General features: G+C 41.3%; 19 protein-coding genes. 8 read left to right on the top strand and 11 right to left on the bottom strand.

The window, feature by feature from the left end:
- Positions 1–135: 135 nt before the first annotated feature.
- From VZF35_RS12440 to VZF35_RS12410, 7 genes are all read right to left on the bottom strand, one after another.
- A complete protein-coding gene (locus VZF35_RS12440; RefSeq protein ID WP_407313986.1) occupies positions 136–309 on the bottom strand; it encodes a DUF3787 domain-containing protein in 174 nt (57 codons plus the stop codon).
- A gap of 74 nt (positions 310–383) precedes the next feature.
- A complete protein-coding gene (locus tag VZF35_RS12435) occupies positions 384–1,775 on the bottom strand; it encodes a sigma-54-dependent transcriptional regulator (protein WP_407313984.1) in 1,392 nt (463 codons plus the stop codon).
- 4 nt (positions 1,776–1,779) lie between these two features.
- Positions 1,780–3,912, bottom strand: a complete 2,133-nt coding sequence (locus VZF35_RS12430) for an ATP-binding protein (protein WP_407313983.1) — start codon at positions 3,910–3,912, stop codon at positions 1,780–1,782.
- 194 nt (positions 3,913–4,106) lie between these two features.
- Entirely contained in the window at positions 4,107–4,475 is a 369-nt protein-coding gene (locus VZF35_RS12425) for a hypothetical protein (protein ID WP_407313981.1), read from the bottom strand.
- A gap of 135 nt (positions 4,476–4,610) precedes the next feature.
- A complete protein-coding gene (locus VZF35_RS12420; RefSeq protein ID WP_407313979.1) occupies positions 4,611–5,960 on the bottom strand; it encodes a YeiH family protein in 1,350 nt (449 codons plus the stop codon).
- Positions 5,961–6,366: 406 nt separating this feature from the next.
- Positions 6,367–6,723, bottom strand: coding sequence for a hypothetical protein (locus VZF35_RS12415; protein WP_407313977.1), 357 nt, complete (start codon positions 6,721–6,723; stop codon positions 6,367–6,369).
- Between the two features lie 55 nt (positions 6,724–6,778).
- Positions 6,779–8,131 carry a YeiH family protein gene (locus VZF35_RS12410; protein WP_407313976.1) on the bottom strand — a complete coding sequence of 451 codons (1,353 nt, stop codon included), beginning with the start codon at positions 8,129–8,131 and terminating at the stop codon, positions 6,779–6,781.
- Between the two features lie 286 nt (positions 8,132–8,417).
- On the opposite strand from VZF35_RS12410, the gene VZF35_RS12405 reads away from it, so the two are divergent.
- From VZF35_RS12405 to VZF35_RS12395, 3 genes are all read left to right on the top strand, one after another.
- Complete coding sequence (locus VZF35_RS12405; RefSeq protein WP_407313974.1) at positions 8,418–10,817, top strand: cyclic nucleotide-binding domain-containing protein; 2,400 nt, start codon at positions 8,418–8,420, stop codon at positions 10,815–10,817.
- 119 nt (positions 10,818–10,936) lie between these two features.
- Positions 10,937–11,929, top strand: a complete 993-nt coding sequence (locus VZF35_RS12400) for a DUF4434 domain-containing protein (RefSeq protein ID WP_407313972.1) — start codon at positions 10,937–10,939, stop codon at positions 11,927–11,929.
- A gap of 111 nt (positions 11,930–12,040) precedes the next feature.
- Positions 12,041–12,436, top strand: coding sequence for a rhodanese-like domain-containing protein (locus tag VZF35_RS12395; RefSeq protein ID WP_407313970.1), 396 nt, complete (start codon positions 12,041–12,043; stop codon positions 12,434–12,436).
- An 8-nt stretch (positions 12,437–12,444) separates the two neighbouring features.
- Here VZF35_RS12395 and VZF35_RS12390 read toward each other — a convergent pair whose 3' ends face one another.
- Positions 12,445–13,362: a DMT family transporter gene (locus VZF35_RS12390; RefSeq protein WP_407313968.1), complete on the bottom strand. Its 918-nt coding sequence runs from the start codon at positions 13,360–13,362 to the stop codon at positions 12,445–12,447.
- Positions 13,363–13,540: 178 nt separating this feature from the next.
- On the opposite strand from VZF35_RS12390, the gene VZF35_RS12385 reads away from it, so the two are divergent.
- Complete coding sequence (locus VZF35_RS12385) at positions 13,541–14,203, top strand: hypothetical protein (RefSeq protein WP_407313966.1); 663 nt, start codon at positions 13,541–13,543, stop codon at positions 14,201–14,203.
- Between the two features lie 62 nt (positions 14,204–14,265).
- Here the strand turns inward: VZF35_RS12385 and VZF35_RS12380 are convergent, their stop codons facing one another.
- The gene (locus VZF35_RS12380) at positions 14,266–14,838 is read right to left on the bottom strand and encodes a xanthine phosphoribosyltransferase (RefSeq protein WP_407313964.1); all 573 of its coding nucleotides are present in this window, start codon (positions 14,836–14,838) and stop codon (positions 14,266–14,268) included.
- A gap of 158 nt (positions 14,839–14,996) precedes the next feature.
- Here VZF35_RS12380 and VZF35_RS12375 point away from each other — a divergent pair, with 158 nt between their 5' ends.
- Positions 14,997–15,611 carry a GNAT family N-acetyltransferase gene (locus VZF35_RS12375; RefSeq protein ID WP_407313962.1) on the top strand — a complete coding sequence of 205 codons (615 nt, stop codon included), beginning with the start codon at positions 14,997–14,999 and terminating at the stop codon, positions 15,609–15,611.
- A gap of 195 nt (positions 15,612–15,806) precedes the next feature.
- Positions 15,807–15,977, top strand: a complete 171-nt coding sequence (locus VZF35_RS12370) for a 4Fe-4S binding protein (protein ID WP_407313960.1) — start codon at positions 15,807–15,809, stop codon at positions 15,975–15,977.
- Between the two features lie 102 nt (positions 15,978–16,079).
- Here the strand turns inward: VZF35_RS12370 and VZF35_RS12365 are convergent, their stop codons facing one another.
- On the bottom strand, positions 16,080–16,817 hold the full coding sequence (locus VZF35_RS12365; RefSeq protein WP_407313958.1) for an alpha/beta fold hydrolase: 738 nt from the start codon (positions 16,815–16,817) through the stop codon (positions 16,080–16,082).
- 23 nt (positions 16,818–16,840) lie between these two features.
- Positions 16,841–17,767: a LysR substrate-binding domain-containing protein gene (locus VZF35_RS12360; protein WP_407313956.1), complete on the bottom strand. Its 927-nt coding sequence runs from the start codon at positions 17,765–17,767 to the stop codon at positions 16,841–16,843.
- A gap of 169 nt (positions 17,768–17,936) precedes the next feature.
- Between VZF35_RS12360 and VZF35_RS12355 the strand changes: the two genes are divergently transcribed.
- Both VZF35_RS12355 and VZF35_RS12350 read left to right on the top strand, forming a co-directional pair.
- Positions 17,937–18,830, top strand: a complete 894-nt coding sequence (locus VZF35_RS12355) for an Fpg/Nei family DNA glycosylase (RefSeq protein WP_407313954.1) — start codon at positions 17,937–17,939, stop codon at positions 18,828–18,830.
- Between the two features lie 149 nt (positions 18,831–18,979).
- Positions 18,980–19,657, top strand: coding sequence for an HD domain-containing protein (locus VZF35_RS12350; protein ID WP_407313952.1), 678 nt, complete (start codon positions 18,980–18,982; stop codon positions 19,655–19,657).
- Positions 19,658–19,669 lie beyond the last annotated feature (12 nt).

Below are 19,669 nucleotides of genomic sequence, written 5' to 3'. Positions count from 1 at the left end.
AAGCGTTATCTCCTAAGATGACACAAAGCATGTCAGTCCAAAGAACTGACATGCTTTGTTCATACATCAGCTCAGCAAAATGACTCCCATACCACAGAGGTACGAAAGTCATTTTTGCTGAGTTATGGTCATTTTCTAAGATAGTGAATTGGTATCCACCCATTCCTTGGCATTAAGAACGGATTCTTCACTGGGGATAGGAACCTGCGACTCAGGTTTAATACTTTCAATATGTCCCCGCCAAGCCGCCGTGTCATGTCTTTCGATTGGGTTTGCTATGAACTTTTCTTTTGACTTGTTATCGGTCATCACTATACCTCCTTTAATGAATCAGTCATAGTATCCCCAGTTTTTATCCTATCATTTGTTTCTAGGCTAATTCCTTATTCTCCGATTCCGTAACTCTGTAACTTTCGATAGAGATTCCTGACGCTGATTCCTAATAAGTTCGCTGCTTGGGTCTTATTGCCTTTGACTCTTTTTAAAGTAGCCAAAATGTAGTGCTTTTCAACATCTTCTAAGGATGGGTGATGGTTGTCGCGGAAGATATTGAAAAACTCTTCAGCAGAATCAAAGGAGGGGGGTGTCTTATGGATTTGCTCCAGTTTCCCCCAAATATCTTTAGGTCTGATCTTTCCGTCGATGGATAAGATCAGTCCACGCTCAATAAGGTGGAAGAGTTCACGGACATTGCCGGGAAAATCGTAAGTTAATAATTTCTCCATCGTTTCCGGTAATAAACTATAATCGTGGGGAAAGGATTTTTGTTTGCCCTGTGTTTCCAGGAAATGCTTCACAAGAGGAATGATATCTTCAGGCCGTTCGCGCAGCGGCGGGACAATTAAGGTTAAGCCGTTTAAGCGATAAAACAGGTCTTCTCGAAATCTTCCGCGGTGGATCTCCTGTTGGAGATCTCTGTTTGTTGCTGCGACAATTCGAACATCGACCCGACGGAGGCGGGTATCTCCAACACGTCGGAATTCTCCGCTTTCTAAAAATCGGAGAAGCTTTACTTGAATGGATAAGGGCATTTCGCCGATTTCATCGAGAAAGAGGGTGCCACTATCGGCCATTTCAACTAAACCGATTTTTTGGGTTCCGGCTCCTGTAAAAGCACCTTTTTCATGTCCGAAAAGTTCACTCTCTATTAAGGCCTCCGGAATTGCACCAGCATTTACTGGAATACAGGGGCGGTTAACGCGTGAACTGCAGAGATGGATAGCCTGAGCAATCAACTCTTTACCTACGCCGCTCTCTCCTTGGATGAGGACCGATGTGTCAGTCTGAGCAACCTTACGCGTCATTTCAAGAAGAACTTTCATGGGTGGGCTTTCGGCAATAAGTTTTAGTTCTGAAGTTTGGCGGTTTACAACTTGCCTGAGCCCCTTATTTTCTAACAGTAATTTTCGATTTTCTAGGGCTTTCTGTAACGTGATTTCAAGTTCGGACAAGTTACATGGTTTAGTCAGGTAATCATATGCTCCTAGTTTCATGGCCTCAATCGCTGACTCAATCGTGCCGTTTCCAGTTAACATAACGACTTGGAGATCAGGTTGTAACTGTTTAAGCTTAGGTAAAAGAGTGATCCCGTCACCGTCCGGCAGCTTGATATCTAGCAAGACAGCATCAATTAACGTATCGTTGAGAAGGGTTAAGCCCTCTTCAACGGTGCCTGCTTCCAGCATTTCATAGTCTTTGCGCTTTAAACGCTGGGCAATAATTGAGCGCAGAGCTTCCTCATCGTCTATGATTAGAATTTTTTGACAGTGCTTCATTTGCTTAATCTCCTGCCTTATGGAGAGGCAAGGTTATCTTTACACGGGTTCCTTGACCTTCTGTACTTTCTAAAGCCATCTCACCTTGCATCTTCTGAATAATCCCATAACTCACATATAAACCTAGGCCAGTTCCTTGACCTACAGATTTTGTGGTAAAAAACGGGTCAAATGCTTTCTTCAGATTGCTCTGAGGAATTCCTTCTCCATAATCCCTTACAATGAAATGAATGTTATTCTCTTCGCGGTACCCCATAATCTGGATCACGCCTCCTTCAGCGGAGGCATCCAAAGCATTGGTGATCAGATTAAGAACTACTTGCTGCCACTCATTTTCATTACCCAGGGCAAAGAGGTTATTTTCTAGTTGGAGTTCAATTTTAAGATGCTTCTGTTTTGCTTTGTGTTCTATAAGACCAAGGGTCTGTGCGCTGGCAATACCAATATCAATAAGGTCACTTCCATTAGCTCGCTTCCGGGCAAAACCAAGCAAACGATCTGTGATCTGCTTACAGCGCACGATTTGCTCCAAGACGACCTTAAATCCGCTCTTGATTTCTCCCTGAGTCAGTTCCGGATCTTCTTCGTTCAAGCGGTCCAGTAAGTCCTCACTGTGAGCTGCGACAATGGCCAAGGGATTGTTGATTTCGTGGGCCACTCCGGAAGCTAAAAGTCCAATGGCTGCCATCTTATCCGTCTCAATCATACGAGCTTCCATTTCAATTTCTTGGGTAACGTCGTCGAGCAGCAGCAAGTAAGCCGCATTCTCTGGATTATCGGGTGACAACTTGTAAAACATCTGGCGGAAATGTCGGCGCTCCTCGTTTACCCAAACAGAAATAGTACGCCCGTTTTCAAGATAAACTCCTTCGATTCCTTCTCCTTTGAGAACTTGTTCACACGGAAGATTCTCTAAATGATGGCCAAACCATTCAGCGAACTTCGTATTCCACCAAGTAATTTTTTTATCAAGACTTAAAAGAACCATTCCAGCACCTACCCCATCAACGACGGTAGTTAAAAGTTCTTTCTCATCTTTTAAGTTTTCATTTTTCTGATCCAGAGAATTTAACAATTGATTAAAGGATTTAACGAGCCTTCCGATCTCATCCCAACTCTCCAAAGGAATGTGAGATTCCAAGTCCCCTGTTAAAATAATTCGCCTAACTTGCCCTTCAAGGTTTTCAATCGGATGGACAACTTTTAAGCCAAAGGCAATGCTTAAAATCATGACAAGGGCCATGATTAAAATAGCGATGATGATAAGTCGAAAGGCGAATTCGAAAATCTGCTTATTGGCTGCTTGAGCTGGCTGTTCAATAAATACAGCCCATTCTGGGGCATTGAGGGAAGCAAAGGCTCCTATAACCTTTACACCGTCTGAACGTTTATAGTCGCTTCCGGCGGAAGAATTCTCCCCTTCTAAAAAGCTATGGACTGCAGGATTTTGAGGAATCTCTACGGAATGCAATCCAAGGCCGGAGCCAGTATTGCCGATTAAATTACCAGCCTGGTCAACTAAAAAAACGTATTCACCTTCGTCCAACCGAAAATTAATAGAGCGGTTAAGGATTCCCTTTAAGTCGACCTTCACTTGTATGTAACCAATTCTCTCTCTGGTCGAAGGATTTTGAATAGCCACTGTTAAATAGATCTTGGGGTTCTTGTCCTGTGCAAAAAACACGGCACTTAAAGCCAAAGATTTTCCCAAGGATAAAGGATTCTCAAGGGTTGCCGCCGATGAAGAAGGAAGAACTCCTTCCTGGCGTGTGATTTGATCAATGACTTTGAAATTTTTATCCGAAACTTTAATTTCTTCGATAAAGGGGTCTTTCTGTAAAAGTGTTTCCAAAACAATCTGACGTGAAGTTTTATCGCTCCCGACCAGAGCAAAGGCACTAGTGGCCTTCGTAAGGCTAAAGCTGCTCTCGAGGTTTGTGACATAGTTTTGAATTTCGCTGGCAAGTTCCGTGACATGCTCGTATTTCTGCTCAAAAATATCTTTTTGAAGATTTTGCCGCACAGATGTAAAACCTAAATAGCCTAAAAAGAACAGAGGAAAAATGGACATGGTAACTCCAAACAAGAGAAAATGGACTTTAATGCGCATCCACCAAGGAATTGAGCTTTTATCCAACTATTTGGCCCCCATCCAATGTTTTTATCCTCGTATTCTAAGGTTAATGTGATCACTCCTAGTGTAGCACGAGCGTATTAATTTTTGTTCCCCTAAAAAGAGTTTTCACGAAAAAAGGATGTGGACTTTTTCCTCAGTCAACATCCTGGGCCCTTACAGCATTTATTTCGACCTTAGGAGTGGCACTATTAAAATTAAAGGACCCCCCATTTTCTTGTATAATCTAACTTAATGATGTACTCATCTTTTTGGAAACCATGCTCAGTTAAAATCCGAATAATGTCATTAAAGTCAAAGGATTGGGTTTCCAACTGGACATATCCTTTTCTTCCGGTAACCGCCCAATCGTCATGAACTTTCAGCAGAACGTCCATGATTTGGGCAATACGTTCTAAACGATCGGTCAGATAGTTCTTCCATTCCCTAACATTAGTTGGAGTAATATCTTTTCCCAGCGTTACCTCAGTAATGGGCTTGTTTTCTTTGTTTTTTAGTCCGCGGAAGTTTTGATGATATAAGTAAAGTATGACTCTTTGGACACAGGTTTCATTGTTACTATTCATAGGTTCCCTTTTCTCACCTTTCTGTTCGAAATAGGGATAGGGCAAAAAGGGCAACTAGGCTGCCGCCTTCGCCAAAGGCTAACAAGTGCGAAGACAGTGCCTTCGGGCGACAGCCAAGTTTTTTACCCTATAAGCTTACTTCACTAATTGCCAAAAACCACCAAGAATAATGGTCGAGAAAATAAAGCCCAAAGGAACGTTAACACATACGCCCGCCGTAAAGGCTGCAAACGGCTTCCAGCCTACGGATGTTAGGTCTCTGAAACGTGTCGTTAAACCAATCGAGAGGAAAGTGAAGATAAAGGTCCAGCTTCTCAAAACTTTCATAGGGGCCATAACATTTGCCGAAACAGAGGAAGCTGCTGCAGCATTAGAAGAAGCAACAATGATGGTCATAAGAATAGAAGCAATGAAGAAACCAATGACGAACTTAGGAAAACGGTACCAGATTTCCCCGGCTTGGGGTTTTGCTCCGCTTTCATCTCTTTCCCATCGGGTTACGGAAATCAGAGCCATGATGAAGCACCAAATTCCAATCCACATATCGCGACCAACAACCTTCATAAGGGTAAAGGTTCTGATCGCTTGTTCGCTGATAGCGGCAGCAGCGGCCATACCGGCGGCATCAGCAAATTCGGAGGTTCCAATCCAAGCTCCGCCAGGACCATCGGGAACTCCCAAGGCCTTAATGACGAAAGGTAAGGCAATAACCATAACAATAGCCCAGACTACAACCAAGGAAATAGCAACAGAAACATGTTGTTTTTCTGATTTTACGGAACTGCCGATAGCAATGGAAGCAGAGACTCCACAGATGGAGCCGCCGGCAGCTAAGGTGGCAGCAAAACGGCGATCAAGTTTTAATACTTTTGTTGCGACAAAATAAATTGTCAAAAAAGTGCTGACAGCAATAATTGTAGCCTGCAAAAATGCCGCCGGTCCTGCTTGAACAATCATGGTAAAAGGAAGGGTTGCTCCTAAGAGCACGATTCCTGTCTTCACATAGAATTCCGTTCTTAAGGATGTATTGAACCATTCCGGCAGCTTAAATAGGTTTGCCACAATCATCCCTATAACCAGAGCCCAGAGAGGGGACTCCAGATTATAGTGATTGGAAAATTTACTAGCCCCTAGAATATAAATGATAATACTGGCAATGAAGAGAATCGTAAAACCGCCAATAAATTGTCCGACTTTATGACCCAATGTCTTAATTGCGACAGTGAAGAGAACGGTAAAGACCAGCCACAAGAGAAACAGATTTGTGAGATTGGCGGAAATAAATGCAAGGATCTTACTGAAATCTGTCCAGTTTCCCGGGAAATTAACGGCGATGGATGTAAAAAAGGTGCTGCCTAAAGTCCATAAAATAAGTGATAATACAACGAGTCCGAGTCCAAGCCACACTGCCCAGTAATCTTCTTTTTTAAACAGATCACCCAAGCCGCCTGACGATTTCGTCCGGGTAGGCATACCAGTGCTCATAGGTTTTTCACTCCTTTTAATATTGATAGTACGTACTTCGAGAGACCATGTTTAATCTGGCTTTTTCGATCACCTCCCCAAAAATCTGATGTATCCTTCGATCCTAAAATTCATGTGCCGCACCTTGTTGTAAGGCAAACTGCGGGCATACCGATCACTCCTTCCTGCCATAGTTCGTCCATTAGTTTGATTCTTATATGATCATATAAGCAATAACTATGCCAGGTTTTTAAGCGTTGGAAGAAATAGCGCAACTATAACGTTTTAAACCTTAATGAAGAAGTTTAAATGAGCTGGGGGAGCAGGACATTTTGTCACTTATGTCAAAATGTCCTGCCAAAATGTCTTGTACAAGAAATAAAAAATCTCTCTGCAAATGAATCTGCAGAGAGATGGGAAATGAAGATTAGAGGATTCCCCATTTACGGGTATATTCAACTTTTAAAATGAATTCGTTGTCATCGAACCCTTGTTCCTTTAAAGCTTTGATGGCATCATTAAAGTCATAAGTCTCGGTTTCCATGAGAATGTAATCCTTTTTACCTGTGATTGCCCAGTCATCATGGATTTCACTCAGCAATTCCATCATGGCGGCGATTCGCTCTAATCTGGAGGTCAAGAACTTATTTAAATTACGAATTGCTTCAGGTTTTACTGTCTTGACTTTGACAATATCCTCAAAAGGGGCTTTCTCTTTGGACTTCTCAAAAAAGTTGAAGAAAAGTCGAGTTCTTTGGATGCAAGTCTCATTATCCTGCCGCATAGTTTAGCTCCTTATCTGAAGGTATTAGACATTTAACATTTTCGGTTTAAAAGACTTACTTGATTGTTATCCAATAGTTGCCCATAATGACAACGGACAGCAAATACCCAAGCGGTATATTAATTAATACACCCGCAGTGAAAGCTGCAAAGGGCCTCCAACCGACTGAAGCAAGCTCCTTTAAGCGGCTGGATAAGCCAATTGAGAGAAAGGTAAAGATAAAGGCCCAACTTCTTAATTCTATAATCGGGTTAATAAGGTTATTGTTCATGGCGATAGACGTTGTTACATTAGCCGAAGCGGCTAAGAGAGTAATGATAATCGAGGCTACAATGAACCCTAAAACGAATTTTGGAAAGCGAATCCAGATATCTAGGGCATTGGGATTCGTGCCGACATACCGTTTGTCCCATCTTGTGATGGATGTAAGAGCCATGATAAAACACCAGATCCCAATGAACATATCACGACCTACGACTTTCATGAGGATAAAGGTTTTAATGGCTTGTTCATTGATAGCAGCGGCGGCAGCCATGCCAGGAGCATCAGCGAATTCCGCGGTACCGATCCAAGCACCGGCCGGACCGGGTAGAATATTCAAGGCTTTAATCGCTAGGGGAAGGATAAAAATCATAATAATCGAGCAAAGAATAACCAGTGAGATGGCAATTGATACGTGCTGCTTTTCCGCTTTTACAGCGCCGCCTATGGCGATGGAAGCAGAAACCCCGCAGATCGAGCCTCCGGCTGCCAATGTAGCGGCGAAGCGTTTATCCAGAGCAAAAATCCGGGTTCCAGTCCAATATATGGTGAGGAAAGTAGCTACCGCGATAATGGTTGCTTGAGCAAAAGCCGTCGAACCTGCTTGGAGGATTAAAGTGACTGGTAAAGAAGCGCCCATTAACACAATTCCAAGCTTTACGTAAAATTGGGTCTGGAGTGCAGTACTCAGCCAGTAGGGAATCTTAAAAAAATTACTTATTATGAGTCCAACGACAAGTGCTAGAAGAGGAGTTTCAAAGTTGTATTTTTTCATAACATCCCAAGAGCCCCACACTGAAACAAGCAGACTCATTAAAAAGAGAAAGGTGAATCCCAGCAAAAAACGTTTAACTTCTCCAGTTAGGGCTTTAACAGCGATTGAAAATAGGACGAGAAAAAACAGATAAAGTGCCAAGAGAGCGCTCTTATGACTGATAATATAGCTAAGTGCAGTGCGATAGTCGCTGTAGTTAGGGATTTTAAGTACAATCCAACTCATGAAGTTGTTTCCGATACTCCAAAACAAAATTGCTAACAGGACAATAGCTAAACCCAGCCACATAGCCCAATAGTCTTCTTGTTTCCAAAGATCGGTCCATCCTCCTGAAGGTCCTGTTGATTTCTTCTCTGCGGATATATAGCCCAATGGTTACCCCTCTCCTTTTCCAAGCCTCCATTTAACGTTGGTTTCCATTACCAGTATATACTAAACTTAAAGCTTGATATAGGCATTACCTTATGCTTGTTTAAAAGTTCTCTAACCATATTTAAGGATTTATTGCTTTTAATTGTTGAAACTCCGTCATAAAATTGGTTCTTTAGATCTTTGGAAATGGAAAAAAGTTTATGTTGTCATAAATATTCATATAAGTTATAGTTTTATGAATATTAGATATAGTTTAGCTGCTGAATCTACGTCCTGGGAGGGCATTATGATTGAGGATAAAGCTTATAGTCTAGCAAATATTGAATTGCTTTCAGATTTTTCATCCAGTGAATTAGCGGAGCTGGCACATGACTTTCAATGGGAGAGCTATGAATTCGGTTCTGAGATTATTAGGCAAGGTCAAGAAGAACATTCTTTTTATATCCTGATTAAAGGAAAAGCCGATGTCATGATCCGAAAGGACGGGCAACGTATGAAGCGTGTCCGATCGTTGAGTCCGGGGGATACTTTTGGTGAATTCTCATTGCTTAGCGGCAAACCCGCGGCAACAACAATTCTTTGCCAAGAAAAATGCCAGGTTTTAGCCCTGGATTCTGAAAGTTTTGCGCGCATGCTTCTGCGTTGGCCGAAACTTTACCAGACGTTTGTTGGCCGTTTGACTGAAAACTTAAATGATGCCAACCTTATCTTATCGGAAGCAAGATACAAGGAGATTCTTCGTTCTGCTTTACAGCTAACTCAATATAAGGATAAATTTTATGGAATTTGGGGAGGTACCCGTACGACAGCAGAAGTCGAGCGGAAACTGGAAGAACTCGCTCAACCCAAAGGACACTTGCTTTTAACCGGCGAACGGGGCACCGGTCGTCAGATGATGGCATGGTACGTCCACCAACGCCAATCCGGGACGGAAGCGCCTTTTGTCGTTGTGGACGGACGACGTTTTGATCAGCAGTGGAAGGACTTAATCGTCGAGCCTGTCAGTCAAGAAGAATCCGTTGTGAATAATCCTAATCTTTTCGATATCGCTGAGGGCGGAACCTTATTTATACGGGAAATAAACCTTATCTCTCCCCATACCCAGCTTCTCCTTGCCCAATCCATAAACTTTCCAAACCGAAAATGTTTCGTTATCGGGAGTTTGAACTCTAAGTCCGATGATTTGGATAAGGTTATTATTCCGGAATTACAGAAATGTTTTGCTCACACCTATGAAATACCCCCCTTGCGCAAGCGCAAACGTGATATTCCTATTCTGGCACAGGGATTCTTGGAGAAACTGGCCCAGAAGGATCAACGGAATATCCCTACTCTGAATCAGGAAGCGATTCAATTATTGCTCTCTCATAATTATCAACAGGGAAATGTCTCAGAATTGATTCAAGTCATTGAAAGAGCATTTTATATAGCAGAACAGGATGTTATCGGGTTAGAACAGATTTTTTTTGGTCCAACGGCGGAACAAAATGGACACACGATTAACCTTCTGGCTTGGCCAAAGCTAAAAAGTTTACTGCAAAAGGGAATGTTTCTCGGATGGTTAAGGCGGACTGCTGCAGTTTTGTTTATGGGTCTGGTGTTATTATTACTGCTTACCCCTCAAGTTGCAGTTTCTACCAAGATTTTCGCTTTGGTCTGGGGTTTATGGTGGCCGGCCCTTGCCGTTATTTCTCCATTTCTAGGCAGAGTGTGGTGCACGGTTTGTCCATTCTCCACCATTATGGATTTCCTTCAAAAAAGAGTGCATAAGAATCGGCCGATTCCTGAATCCATCATTAAGTATGATTACCTCATCATCAGCTTCTTGTTTCTGATGATCTTCTGGATTGAAGTGATTACCGACATGCGTTTGAATCCTAACTACACGGCCATCTTGCTGATATCTATCCAAGTTAGTGCAATTATTGTCGCAATCCTCTATCCGCGTCATACCTGGTGCCGGCATTTTTGTCCGTTGGGAGGATTTATCGGAACTGCTTCAGTTGGCTCGATGCTGGAGGTTCGAGCAGATGCCTCAGTTTGCTTAAATAAATGCACTACCTTTGATTGTTACGTTGGGAACGGAAAGGTTCCAGGTTGTCCAATGTCCCAACACCTTCCTTTTTTGGATAATAATTTGGATTGTAAACTTTGCTTCAACTGTGTCCGCAATTGCCCAAATGGCTCAGTACAAGTTAATTTAAGGCTTGCAGGTCGTGAAGTCTGGCATTTGGTACGTGTTAACCAGGGATTTGTCGTCTTTATTGGGGTAATGTTAGGTATTCTAGTTCCTCTTAACTACTTTGAAGCGTATCAAATGACCTGGAATCCTTTTGCCTGGAAATTGTGGTTTAGCTTGTGTTATTGGGGGGCAGGTTTAATAGGCGGCATGCTTGCCTGGAAGATTTCCAAGCCATTTAAGACCAAAGCCGCTTCCCTGCGTGTCAAGCTGATTTTCGCCCTAACCCCTCTTGTCCTGGCCGGACATATTATGTATCAAGTAGCTCTCATCCCAGGCATTCATTCTCTTTTATTAGGTGTAGGCTACCAAACTCAGTCAGAACTGAAATCCTTTTATATTCCCGTCACAATGGTTGCTCATGGTATTGCTGCTGCCTTCGGGTTTGTATTAACAGGGATAACGATTGCACTTGTTTTGCTGCGCACGAAAAGACGAGCAGTTTAACAAGACTGACAAGGTATTCATACTATGTAGGGAGGGGAAAGCTTACCCTGAGTATATGGGAGAATTTGACGAGCTGGTGTTAATAGAACTATTAGCACGAGTGAATAAAGGATTAAGAGATGAATATCGGACAGAGGTTTTACAATTGGTGTAGAAGAATTATTCTCTGCTTACGGAGGTTTCCTAAAAAAATACGGATTCGACCGAAGTTCGGCAGTTCTTTTATTCAATATTGGTATTGCCAGAGTTGGAGCTATGATCGTTGGGTTAATGAGTATCGAATGTTGCAAACCATAGGCATCAACGAAATAATCCTTCAGAGCATTGCCGATACTAAATCCAATGTTGCAGTGTACCCGTCCAAAATGAATGGTTATTCGAGCAATGGTGTGGATATGCTGGAAACGGCTTTATCTGCAGCCGACAATATAGGTATGAATGTCCGCATTGGCTTAGGATTTAATAAGGATTGGTGGTCGCCAGAAGCTCATGGCGGAACATGGCTGGCCCGAGAAGCAGATGTTAATAACCTAATCATCACAGAAGTCATGATGATGTATAGCGGACATCGATCTTTGGCAGGTTGGTATATTCCCTATGAATTTAATCCTTTGATGGTGGTAACCCATGACCAACAAGCACATCTCAATCAATTCTTTCAAAAAATTGCCGGAAGCATCAAGTTAGCCAGTTCGAAATCAATCATGATCGCACCGTATTATAATGCGCGGGTGTCAGGTCCTGTGACTCTAACTCTCTGGTCGAATGCTCTTCGCCATGTTTTAAAGGATACGGGGATCGATATTCTTGCTTTGCAAGACAGCATTGGAGCAGGTTTCAATACGTTAAGGGATTTAGACGAAGTCTTTGCCTCTACGAAAAAGGCTGCCGACGAAATCGGACTAACTCTGTACGCAGTGACCGAAACCTTTGAGGGGAATGGGGATAAAAGTCTGCCAGCGCTGCAATGTCAAATTAATGAGCAGTTATCTAGAGTTTCACCCTTTGTACGTGAGTTTGTGGCTTTTAGTATAGATCACTATCAAAACGGTAACGAATCGACTCAAGCAAACGGCTACAAAGATTACCTTCAGTACTATCTGAATAAGTAAGAATAAATAAATTAGAAGCTATATTCCACAGGTATTGTCTCGTACAATGCGGCTATATAATATGGACATTTTTGTCATAGTTGATAGTTTCTTATAGGAAAGGAATAGAGTATGAGCCAGACCAGAACGATAGGATTTTTACTCGTGGGAGCATTTGTAATCTGGGCATATCTGAAGAATGCGCAGAAAGCCAACAACTACAGAATTGATCCTTCTGAAGCCCAAAAAAGATTAGATTCGGAAAAAGAAATTATTTTGCTGGATGTTAGAACAAGGGAAGAATATCTTGAGAAGCGTATTCCCCGAAGTACCTTGGTCCCCTTGAAGGTACTAGCCGGAGAAGCAGGCGAGAAATTGCCGGACAAACAAGCCACTATTTTCGTCTATTGCAGGAGTGGAAATCGGAGTAGAGCTGCTGTAAAGATCTTAATAAAGCAAGGTTATCCTAATGTTTTTGATTTAGGCGGCATTGTTCACTGGCCTTATAAAACGGTTTCCGGCCGCTGACGTATTCCTCAATTGGCGATGGTGGCATAGTTAACGCTGGATTCCGGTCGTGTCGCTAAATAAACGCCTGTTATGACAATGGCAGCTCCCATGAGTTTGAAAAGAGTGATCGACTCGCCAAGGATTGTTATGGATTGTATAATTGTAAAGATAGGTACCAAATTGATAAAGATGGCTGTGCGGGGTGCGCCAATCCGTTGGATAGCAACCATCTGGAAAAGGTATCCCAATACAGAAGCAAATACGCTCATATAAAGAATGGAGAGCCATCCCCTCGCTGTCGCTGAAACTATATAAGCGGCAGGGTTTTCCCACAATAGAAAAGGGATCGAAATAACAACACAGATCAAGAAAGTATAAGCAGTGACCATAAGCGGTGATAGACTGTATTGTTTCATATACCGACGACTAAGTAATGAATAGACAGCAAAACAACAGACCGCAGTCAACATCAATAAATCACCTTTGTTGAATCGAAATTGAGAGATTAGCTGCAAATCTCCATTAGTAATGAAGAGAAAAACGCCGCAAAACGAAAGGAGAATACCAAATAATCTCCAGGGCGTTAAGCGTTCACTAAAAAATATAGTAGCCAGAAGTGTTGTAACCATGGGATTCATAGCTCCAATAAGTGATGAATTCATCGCAGTGGTATATCTAAGGGAAGTAAAAAACAGTGCGTGATAACAAAAAGTCCCGACGAATCCGAGAAGAATAAGCGGTGGCCATTGTCTGCCGTGAGGTAAAAGGTTGCTAGGTTCTCTGACATACAAAATTGCAAAGATCAAAGGCAATGCGAAGAGAAAACGAAAAAAAGTCAGGGCGAACGGAGGAAACTCTCCTACAGCAATTTTGCCGGTGATAAAGGCACCTGACCAAAAAATAGTCGTCATCACCATCAAAAGGCGAATCTTTTTGTCGGACATCAATAGCTCTCCTCCCTAATGATACGTATATCAAAAGTCATGGTAAAACAATTATAGACCAGGTAATCTAAATGTTCTAGATACATAATTCACAACGCTACGAAGTACAAGAGAATAATATACTGACTCTCCATAATATGGTATGATGTTAATAATCATTAATTTGTTTGGAGAAATTATGAAAAAGAAGTTTTTAAAGATTACAGGAATACTAGTGCTCTTGATAGCACTGGGCAGCCTTTGGGGTTACAACAAATATTTTAAACCCGACCCGGAAATTCAACGACAGTTGAATAGCCAATTTGGGCCAGAATTCTTTAGCTTGTTTGATGAGCAAAATAATAGCTCAGGTCCAGTGACTAATAAGTCAGGGTCTGATTTAGCGGAGAAACGTGATATTCCCAAGATTATATCTATGAAAGAACCTGATGCCCAAGAGGAAAGTCAGACAATGGCTTCTTCAACTCCTGCAAACGAGCCTGCTGCTGAGAATCAGGTGACTTCAGATGAAATTAATAACAAATATATCCCTCGCTTTAATTATTTGCAGAATGTAGCTTTGAGCCGCTTAGATACTTTGTATTCGGCTGCGGCTCAGGAGTATGCTCAACGCAAAAAAGACGGTACCTTGAACCGTTCAGAACTGGCCCAAAAATATATTCAAGCCGGGACTATGCTTGAAACCAGCGTGGACAAGCAATTTTACAGCACCTTAGATGCAATGAAGGCTGAACTGATTGCCAATAATCTTCCCACGGATATCATCAGCCAGGAAAAGGCAAACTACGAAAAAGCTAAGTCCAGTAAGCGGGCAGAATTATTGGCTAAGGCTCATAAGTGAAAAAAATAAGAAAGACCACGTTTCGTGGTCTTTCTGGCGGTGGGGTGGGTCTTCAAACGAGTTTACTTAAAAATAACTTGGCCATCTTTTATCGAGTCGATGATCGCTAAAGACTCCAACTGAATACCTTTTTCTTCAATGCGTTTTCGGCCTTCTTGAAATGTTTTTTCGATGACAATACCTGCACCGGAAATCTCTGCTTGACTTTGAGATAATAAACTAATTAATCCTAAGAGAGCACTCCCGCTGGCTAGAAAATCATCAATAATCAATACTTTGTCATCAGGGCTTAAGAACTCTTTGGATATTTTAATGGAATATTCCTGACTTTTAGTATAAGAATAAACCTTGGCTTCGTAAACATCCTGGTTCATATTGATCCCGGCATGTTTTTTGGCAAATACGACGGGGACATAATTAAAGTATTGAGCAGCGATACTCGCAATGGCAATACCAGAAGTTTCGAGGGTTACTATTTTTGTTATTTCTTTATTTGAAAACCGACGTCTGAATTCCTTGCCAATTTCATTAAATAACGAAATATCTAATTGGTGATTTAAAAAATTATCCACCTTGATGATCCGATCTTCGATGATTTTGGCGTCGGTGCGAATTTTGTTTTTTAAGAGTTGCATAATGGTAATACTCCCTTCTCGAAATGAAAAAGACTCCTAAATCAAGGAGCGATATAGATATGAATGTAATACTAACAAGGATAACTTGAATAACGAAAAAAATCAATAAAGGTTTTTCAAGACCTCAATTCTTGATACTACGTTAAAGGTGAGACGTAATGAATAAGACAATTAGAAAAATGGTACTGTCAGAATTTAAGAATATCTTCAAAAGTGTTGAAGATGACTTCACAGAAGGAGAATACGCTCCTTATGATGTTCTGAAAAAACAGCTGGAAAAAGGCGTGCAAAAAGGATATATATTCGAACATGATCAACAGGATGTTGCTTATGCTATATGCGCGGACAGATGCATCAATGGATATATTCTTATCAGTTTATTAGCAGTGCATAAAGAATTCAGAGGCGAGGGGCTGGGGTCAATCTTTCTGGAAGACTTGATAACTAGTTATTCCTCGTGCCCAGGCATTATTGTTGAGGTTGAAAAGCCTGAGCATTCGAGATCAAGCGAGGAAAGAGCACTTTGTGAAAGCCGAATAAGATTCTATCAAAACGCAGGGTTCTATTTAATTTCGGATATAAATTATAAAATTTGGGATATCCCGATGCATCTTATGGTACGACCATTGAAGGCATCCTTACCGACAATTAATAGGCTGATAGGACAAATCATGTTTGAAATATACCTTGAACTCATGGGAAAACACTATATACATAAACTGGAAATAACCACAGTGTCATTACCTTTATCCCAAGACAATAAAAGGCTTTAAGCTATGTAACATTTTGGAGTCGTCAAAATCCTCAGAGGGGGTTGACAAATCTTGAGCTCAGCGGTATTCCTGCTGAGCCCATTTTAATGAGTATTGACAATATGAGTTGCTTACAATATACTGTGTATATACCTAATAGGGGTATATGGTAAAGAATAAAGTTTTAGGGAAGGTGCTTTTATGACTATCTCAGTTATGAAAAATAGATGTCCTCAAAATCATCCCTGTCCTTCGATCAGAGTTTGTCCTGTAGGTGCCATTGGGCAAATAGGATTTGATGCCCCAACCATCGACCAAGAAAAATGCATTCACTGTAAGAAGTGTGTAAAATATTGCCCGATGGGTGCAATTCAAGTTAAGGAATAGTTGCTGTTTGTCGACTGCGAAATAATTTGCATAAAATCATGCGCCAAATTTGAAAAAATCCCTTTTGACAAGGGACTCTTTCAAATTTGGCGCTTTAATGTCCTACCCAGATATTTTATGGATAAATTGTTTTATAAAAGGAACGACTTGGTCGCTTTTATATAAGGAGCTCCAATGGTCTGCTTCAGGAATTGTAACAAACTCAATCAAAGAGGATAATTTCGAACTCTCTTTGACCTTTTCATAGATTGGATCATTGTCTCCATCCATCAATAAACAGGGCTGAGAAATAGTCCCGAATATTTCGGTTTGATCAATTCTTGCCTCTTCAATGGCTGCCAGCAAGGCCTCTTTATCATTGGCTAGGAACCTTTTTTTAGATTCCTCAGAGATGTTATGCTGAGGAACCCAACGTTCCAGGGTCCTGACCGAGTCCCGTAAAGGCAGCATGTCATTTTCATAGGGATGTATTGCATCCAGAATAAAGGAATGAAAGCGCTGCTTAAACCATTTCATTAAGCCAAATGAAATCCAGCCCCCCATTGAATAGCCCAGGTAATGGCATTTTTGAATTTGTTGCGCGTCAAGAACCTTTATTATATCTTGAGATCGAAGGTAAAGGGAGTATTGATTAAAATTATGAGGTTTATCACTTTGACCGTGACCTCGGGCATCGATTAAAATTAAGTTGTAATTACTTTTTAAGCTATCGACATATCCATAGTCGTACCAATCTTCGATACTGCCAAAAAAACCATGTTGAAGAACAAGGCAGTCTCCGTCTCTGTTGCCTTCAATTTCATAATTGATTTTAATTCCATCGTTAACTATGTAAGCCATCTTTATCCTCCTCAAACTTAATTTTAGCTATCGATGCCCCTTTTGCCTAATTTTCTCCATGAAGTAATTAACTCATGGTTTAGGAGCTGCTCTGTGAAAGCTTCCATAACCTCAGAGGTCTCTTGATGCTTCGGTTGTATCAAGTAAAAAGAACGAGTAAGCCGCTTCCCTTTTATTCGGATCGACTTAAGTTCTTTCGCGTTTAACTCTTTGCGTACGATCCAACGCGAGACAAGGGCAATTCCTAAACCTGCCGTAACGGCTTGCTTAACAGCTTGACCGCTTCCAAAGATATAAGCTTTTCGGACATTTATGCCCCATTCTTTAATAAGTTTATCACTAAACGCACGAGTACCCGAACCACTTTCTCGCAGAATCCAGACTTGGTCTTGGAGATGTTCTGAGGTCGCAATGGGAAGTCTTGCCAAGGGATGTTGATTAGGTACAACTAAAATAAGTTCATCTTCCATAATCGAGTGAATTAGAATATCTGAATGATTAACTTCTCCCTCCACAAGGGCAACGTCTAAATGATTCGTTCGAACCGCTTGGATGATTTCTTCGGTATTGGCTATAGACGTTTCAATGTCTACCTTCGGGTATTGAGCGGCAAATTCAGCGACTGCAAAAGGCAAAATATATTCCCCGATGGTGTAGCTTGCTCCAACTTTTAAAGTCCCTGTAACCACATTGGAGAGCTGCTTTATTTCTTGTTTAGCTTTATCATGCAAGCGCAAAATTTGCTTGGCATACTTATAGTATATCTCACCGGATTGCGTAAGTTCTAAATGGTTAGACGAACTATTGACGAGCTTCGTGCCGAGTTCTTCTTCTAAAGTTTGTATTTGCAAGCTGACACTGGGATGTGATAAATAAAGCTCTTCAGCAGCATGAGAAAAATTTTTGTGCTCGACTACAGTAACGAAGGTTTTTAAAGGATCGTTGATCATAGCTTGCACCTCTAGTTCTAGATTTCCAATGAATAGATTCCTATAATGATACTTCTTTTCCTACAATTTAACAATGTCGTAGTCCTTACAATCCCTTGTAAATGATACATTAATTCAGCCTGCTCGTGGAATTATAGAAAGCAAGCGAAGTGAAGGGATGGAGGTTATTATGCCTGAAATACCTGAGATGGAGATATACAAGGACTATTTAAACAAGTGGGTTAAGGGCAAACGAATCAGTGAGGTCAGTGTCTTACGGACTAAAAGCGTTAATTTGGAAGGCACGGATTTTTGCCGGAGCATTAGGGGTAAATTGATTCAAAACATTACCCGCAGAGGTAAATACCTTATTTTTCATCTTAACGATGGGCATTTTCTCTTAACTCACATGATGTTGGATGGCAGGCTGTTTTTGTTGCCATTAACAAATCAAAAAAATGATTCAGTCTTCAGAAAATCAATGTCTGAGATCGTCAAAAGTAATGCAGAGGATTTGCGACAAGGTATCAAGGGTTTACCTGGCAAACCAAGCGTGGTTTTTGGTTTGGATGACAATTTTGTGCTGCTCTTTTGCAGCCTGACTTTAGGTTATTTGCACTACTTAAGGCAAGATGAACTTGAAGGCAAATTGGGGGAATTGGGAAGGGATCCTTTAGATCCAAGATTTCATGCCCCGGAATTTTCTCGTTTACTCCAAGGAAAAAGGGGAATGATCAAACCTTGGTTAATGAATCCTAAAAATATAGCCGGAGTGGGAAATGCTTATTCTAATGAAGCTCTGTTTGGAGTAGGTATATTGCCCACTCGCTTGATTTCAACGATAAGCAGTGCTGAAAGCGCCGCGTTATTTGATTCTTTGGTGACCATTCTTCAGGATTCTATTCGCTTGGGCGGCGATATGGAGGAGCCCTTTGCACCATGGGACAATTTTACCGGCGGATATAATTCCCATTTTAAAGTTTACGATCGAACTGGAGAACCCTGTCTTAATTGTAAAACTATGATTGAAAAATCTGAGGTTGGGGGTCGGAATGCCTTTTTCTGCCCATACTGCCAGAAATAATCCGGAAAAGTAATCCTGGTCTCATACTAATCAGCTTACTGGTTATGTTAAAGACTGTTTTTTTCATTTTTCCACACGTGATTTTAACATGATTTTCAAAATAACCTTAAAAATGACCCTAAATAAGCTATCGAAGGAGCACTTTTAACATGCCCACATTTTCAGAATTTGACGCCCATTTGATGAGGGATCAAAAACCCTCAAGTTATTTTAACAAGTTAAGCAAAACAGGACTATTTAACGTAAAATATCCTTATACGATGCTGGGAGACTTAATGAAAGTACCTCAATCACCAAAACACCATCCAGAAGGAAATGTCTGGAACCATACAATGTTGGTTTTGGATAATGCGGGGGAAAGGAAACAGCTTAGCCAAGATCCAAACGTGTTCATGTGGTCTGCTTTGCTCCATGATTTAGGTAAAACACCTGCAACTAAGCTAACAAAGGGTAGAATTACCTCATATGACCATGATAAATTAGGTGAGAGTCTTGCCGTTAAATTCCTAAAGGAGCTCACCGATGATGAGGCCTTTATAAAGCAAGTTTCCAAAATGGTAAGGTGGCATATGCAAATACTCTTTGTTACCAAGAAGCTGCCTTTTGCAGATATCGGAAAGATGGCCTCTGAGGTCTCCATTCATGAGATAGCCCTTCTGGGGTTGTGTGATCGCTTAGGAAGAGGAAATATGACCCTTGATAAGAAACAGGAAGAGGAGAAAAGCATCTTAACTTTCTTAGAAAAATGCACGCACTATTTAAATCCGGGAATTCATAAAGAGTCTCTTCTTGGCTCAGCTAATAATAGCGAGTGGAGCGAAGAGTAACTACAATCAAGA

This window comes from Desulfosporosinus paludis (genome assembly GCF_045689965.1).
Taxonomy (GTDB): domain Bacteria; phylum Bacillota; class Desulfitobacteriia; order Desulfitobacteriales; family Desulfitobacteriaceae; genus Desulfosporosinus; species Desulfosporosinus paludis.
The sequence above is the reverse complement of the archived record's forward strand: the minus strand, read 5'-3'. Positions and strand labels throughout refer to the sequence as shown.

Excerpts from the sequence above, each read along its gene's own strand:
- VZF35_RS12440 (WP_407313986.1), bottom strand. The coding sequence starts at position 309 with ATGACCGATAACAAGTCAAAAGAAAAGTTCATAGCAAACCCAATCGAA.
- VZF35_RS12365 (WP_407313958.1), bottom strand. The coding sequence starts at position 16,817 with ATGGCTTACATAGTTAACGATGGAATTAAAATCAATTATGAAATTGAA.
- VZF35_RS12360 (WP_407313956.1), bottom strand. The coding sequence starts at position 17,767 with ATGATCAACGATCCTTTAAAAACCTTCGTTACTGTAGTCGAGCACAAA.
- VZF35_RS12395 (WP_407313970.1), top strand. The coding sequence starts at position 12,041 with ATGAGCCAGACCAGAACGATAGGATTTTTACTCGTGGGAGCATTTGTA.
- VZF35_RS12350 (WP_407313952.1), top strand. The coding sequence starts at position 18,980 with ATGCCCACATTTTCAGAATTTGACGCCCATTTGATGAGGGATCAAAAA.
- VZF35_RS12370 (WP_407313960.1), top strand. The coding sequence starts at position 15,807 with ATGAAAAATAGATGTCCTCAAAATCATCCCTGTCCTTCGATCAGAGTT.
- VZF35_RS12405 (WP_407313974.1), top strand. The coding sequence starts at position 8,418 with ATGATTGAGGATAAAGCTTATAGTCTAGCAAATATTGAATTGCTTTCA.
- VZF35_RS12420 (WP_407313979.1), bottom strand. The coding sequence starts at position 5,960 with ATGAGCACTGGTATGCCTACCCGGACGAAATCGTCAGGCGGCTTGGGT.
- VZF35_RS12355 (WP_407313954.1), top strand. The coding sequence starts at position 17,937 with ATGCCTGAAATACCTGAGATGGAGATATACAAGGACTATTTAAACAAG.
- VZF35_RS12380 (WP_407313964.1), bottom strand. The coding sequence starts at position 14,838 with ATGCAACTCTTAAAAAACAAAATTCGCACCGACGCCAAAATCATCGAA.
- VZF35_RS12415 (WP_407313977.1), bottom strand. The coding sequence starts at position 6,723 with ATGCGGCAGGATAATGAGACTTGCATCCAAAGAACTCGACTTTTCTTC.
- VZF35_RS12375 (WP_407313962.1), top strand. The coding sequence starts at position 14,997 with ATGAATAAGACAATTAGAAAAATGGTACTGTCAGAATTTAAGAATATC.
- VZF35_RS12425 (WP_407313981.1), bottom strand. The coding sequence starts at position 4,475 with ATGAATAGTAACAATGAAACCTGTGTCCAAAGAGTCATACTTTACTTA.
- VZF35_RS12435 (WP_407313984.1), bottom strand. The coding sequence starts at position 1,775 with ATGAAGCACTGTCAAAAAATTCTAATCATAGACGATGAGGAAGCTCTG.
- VZF35_RS12400 (WP_407313972.1), top strand. The coding sequence starts at position 10,937 with ATGAATATCGGACAGAGGTTTTACAATTGGTGTAGAAGAATTATTCTC.
- VZF35_RS12390 (WP_407313968.1), bottom strand. The coding sequence starts at position 13,362 with ATGTCCGACAAAAAGATTCGCCTTTTGATGGTGATGACGACTATTTTT.
- VZF35_RS12385 (WP_407313966.1), top strand. The coding sequence starts at position 13,541 with ATGAAAAAGAAGTTTTTAAAGATTACAGGAATACTAGTGCTCTTGATA.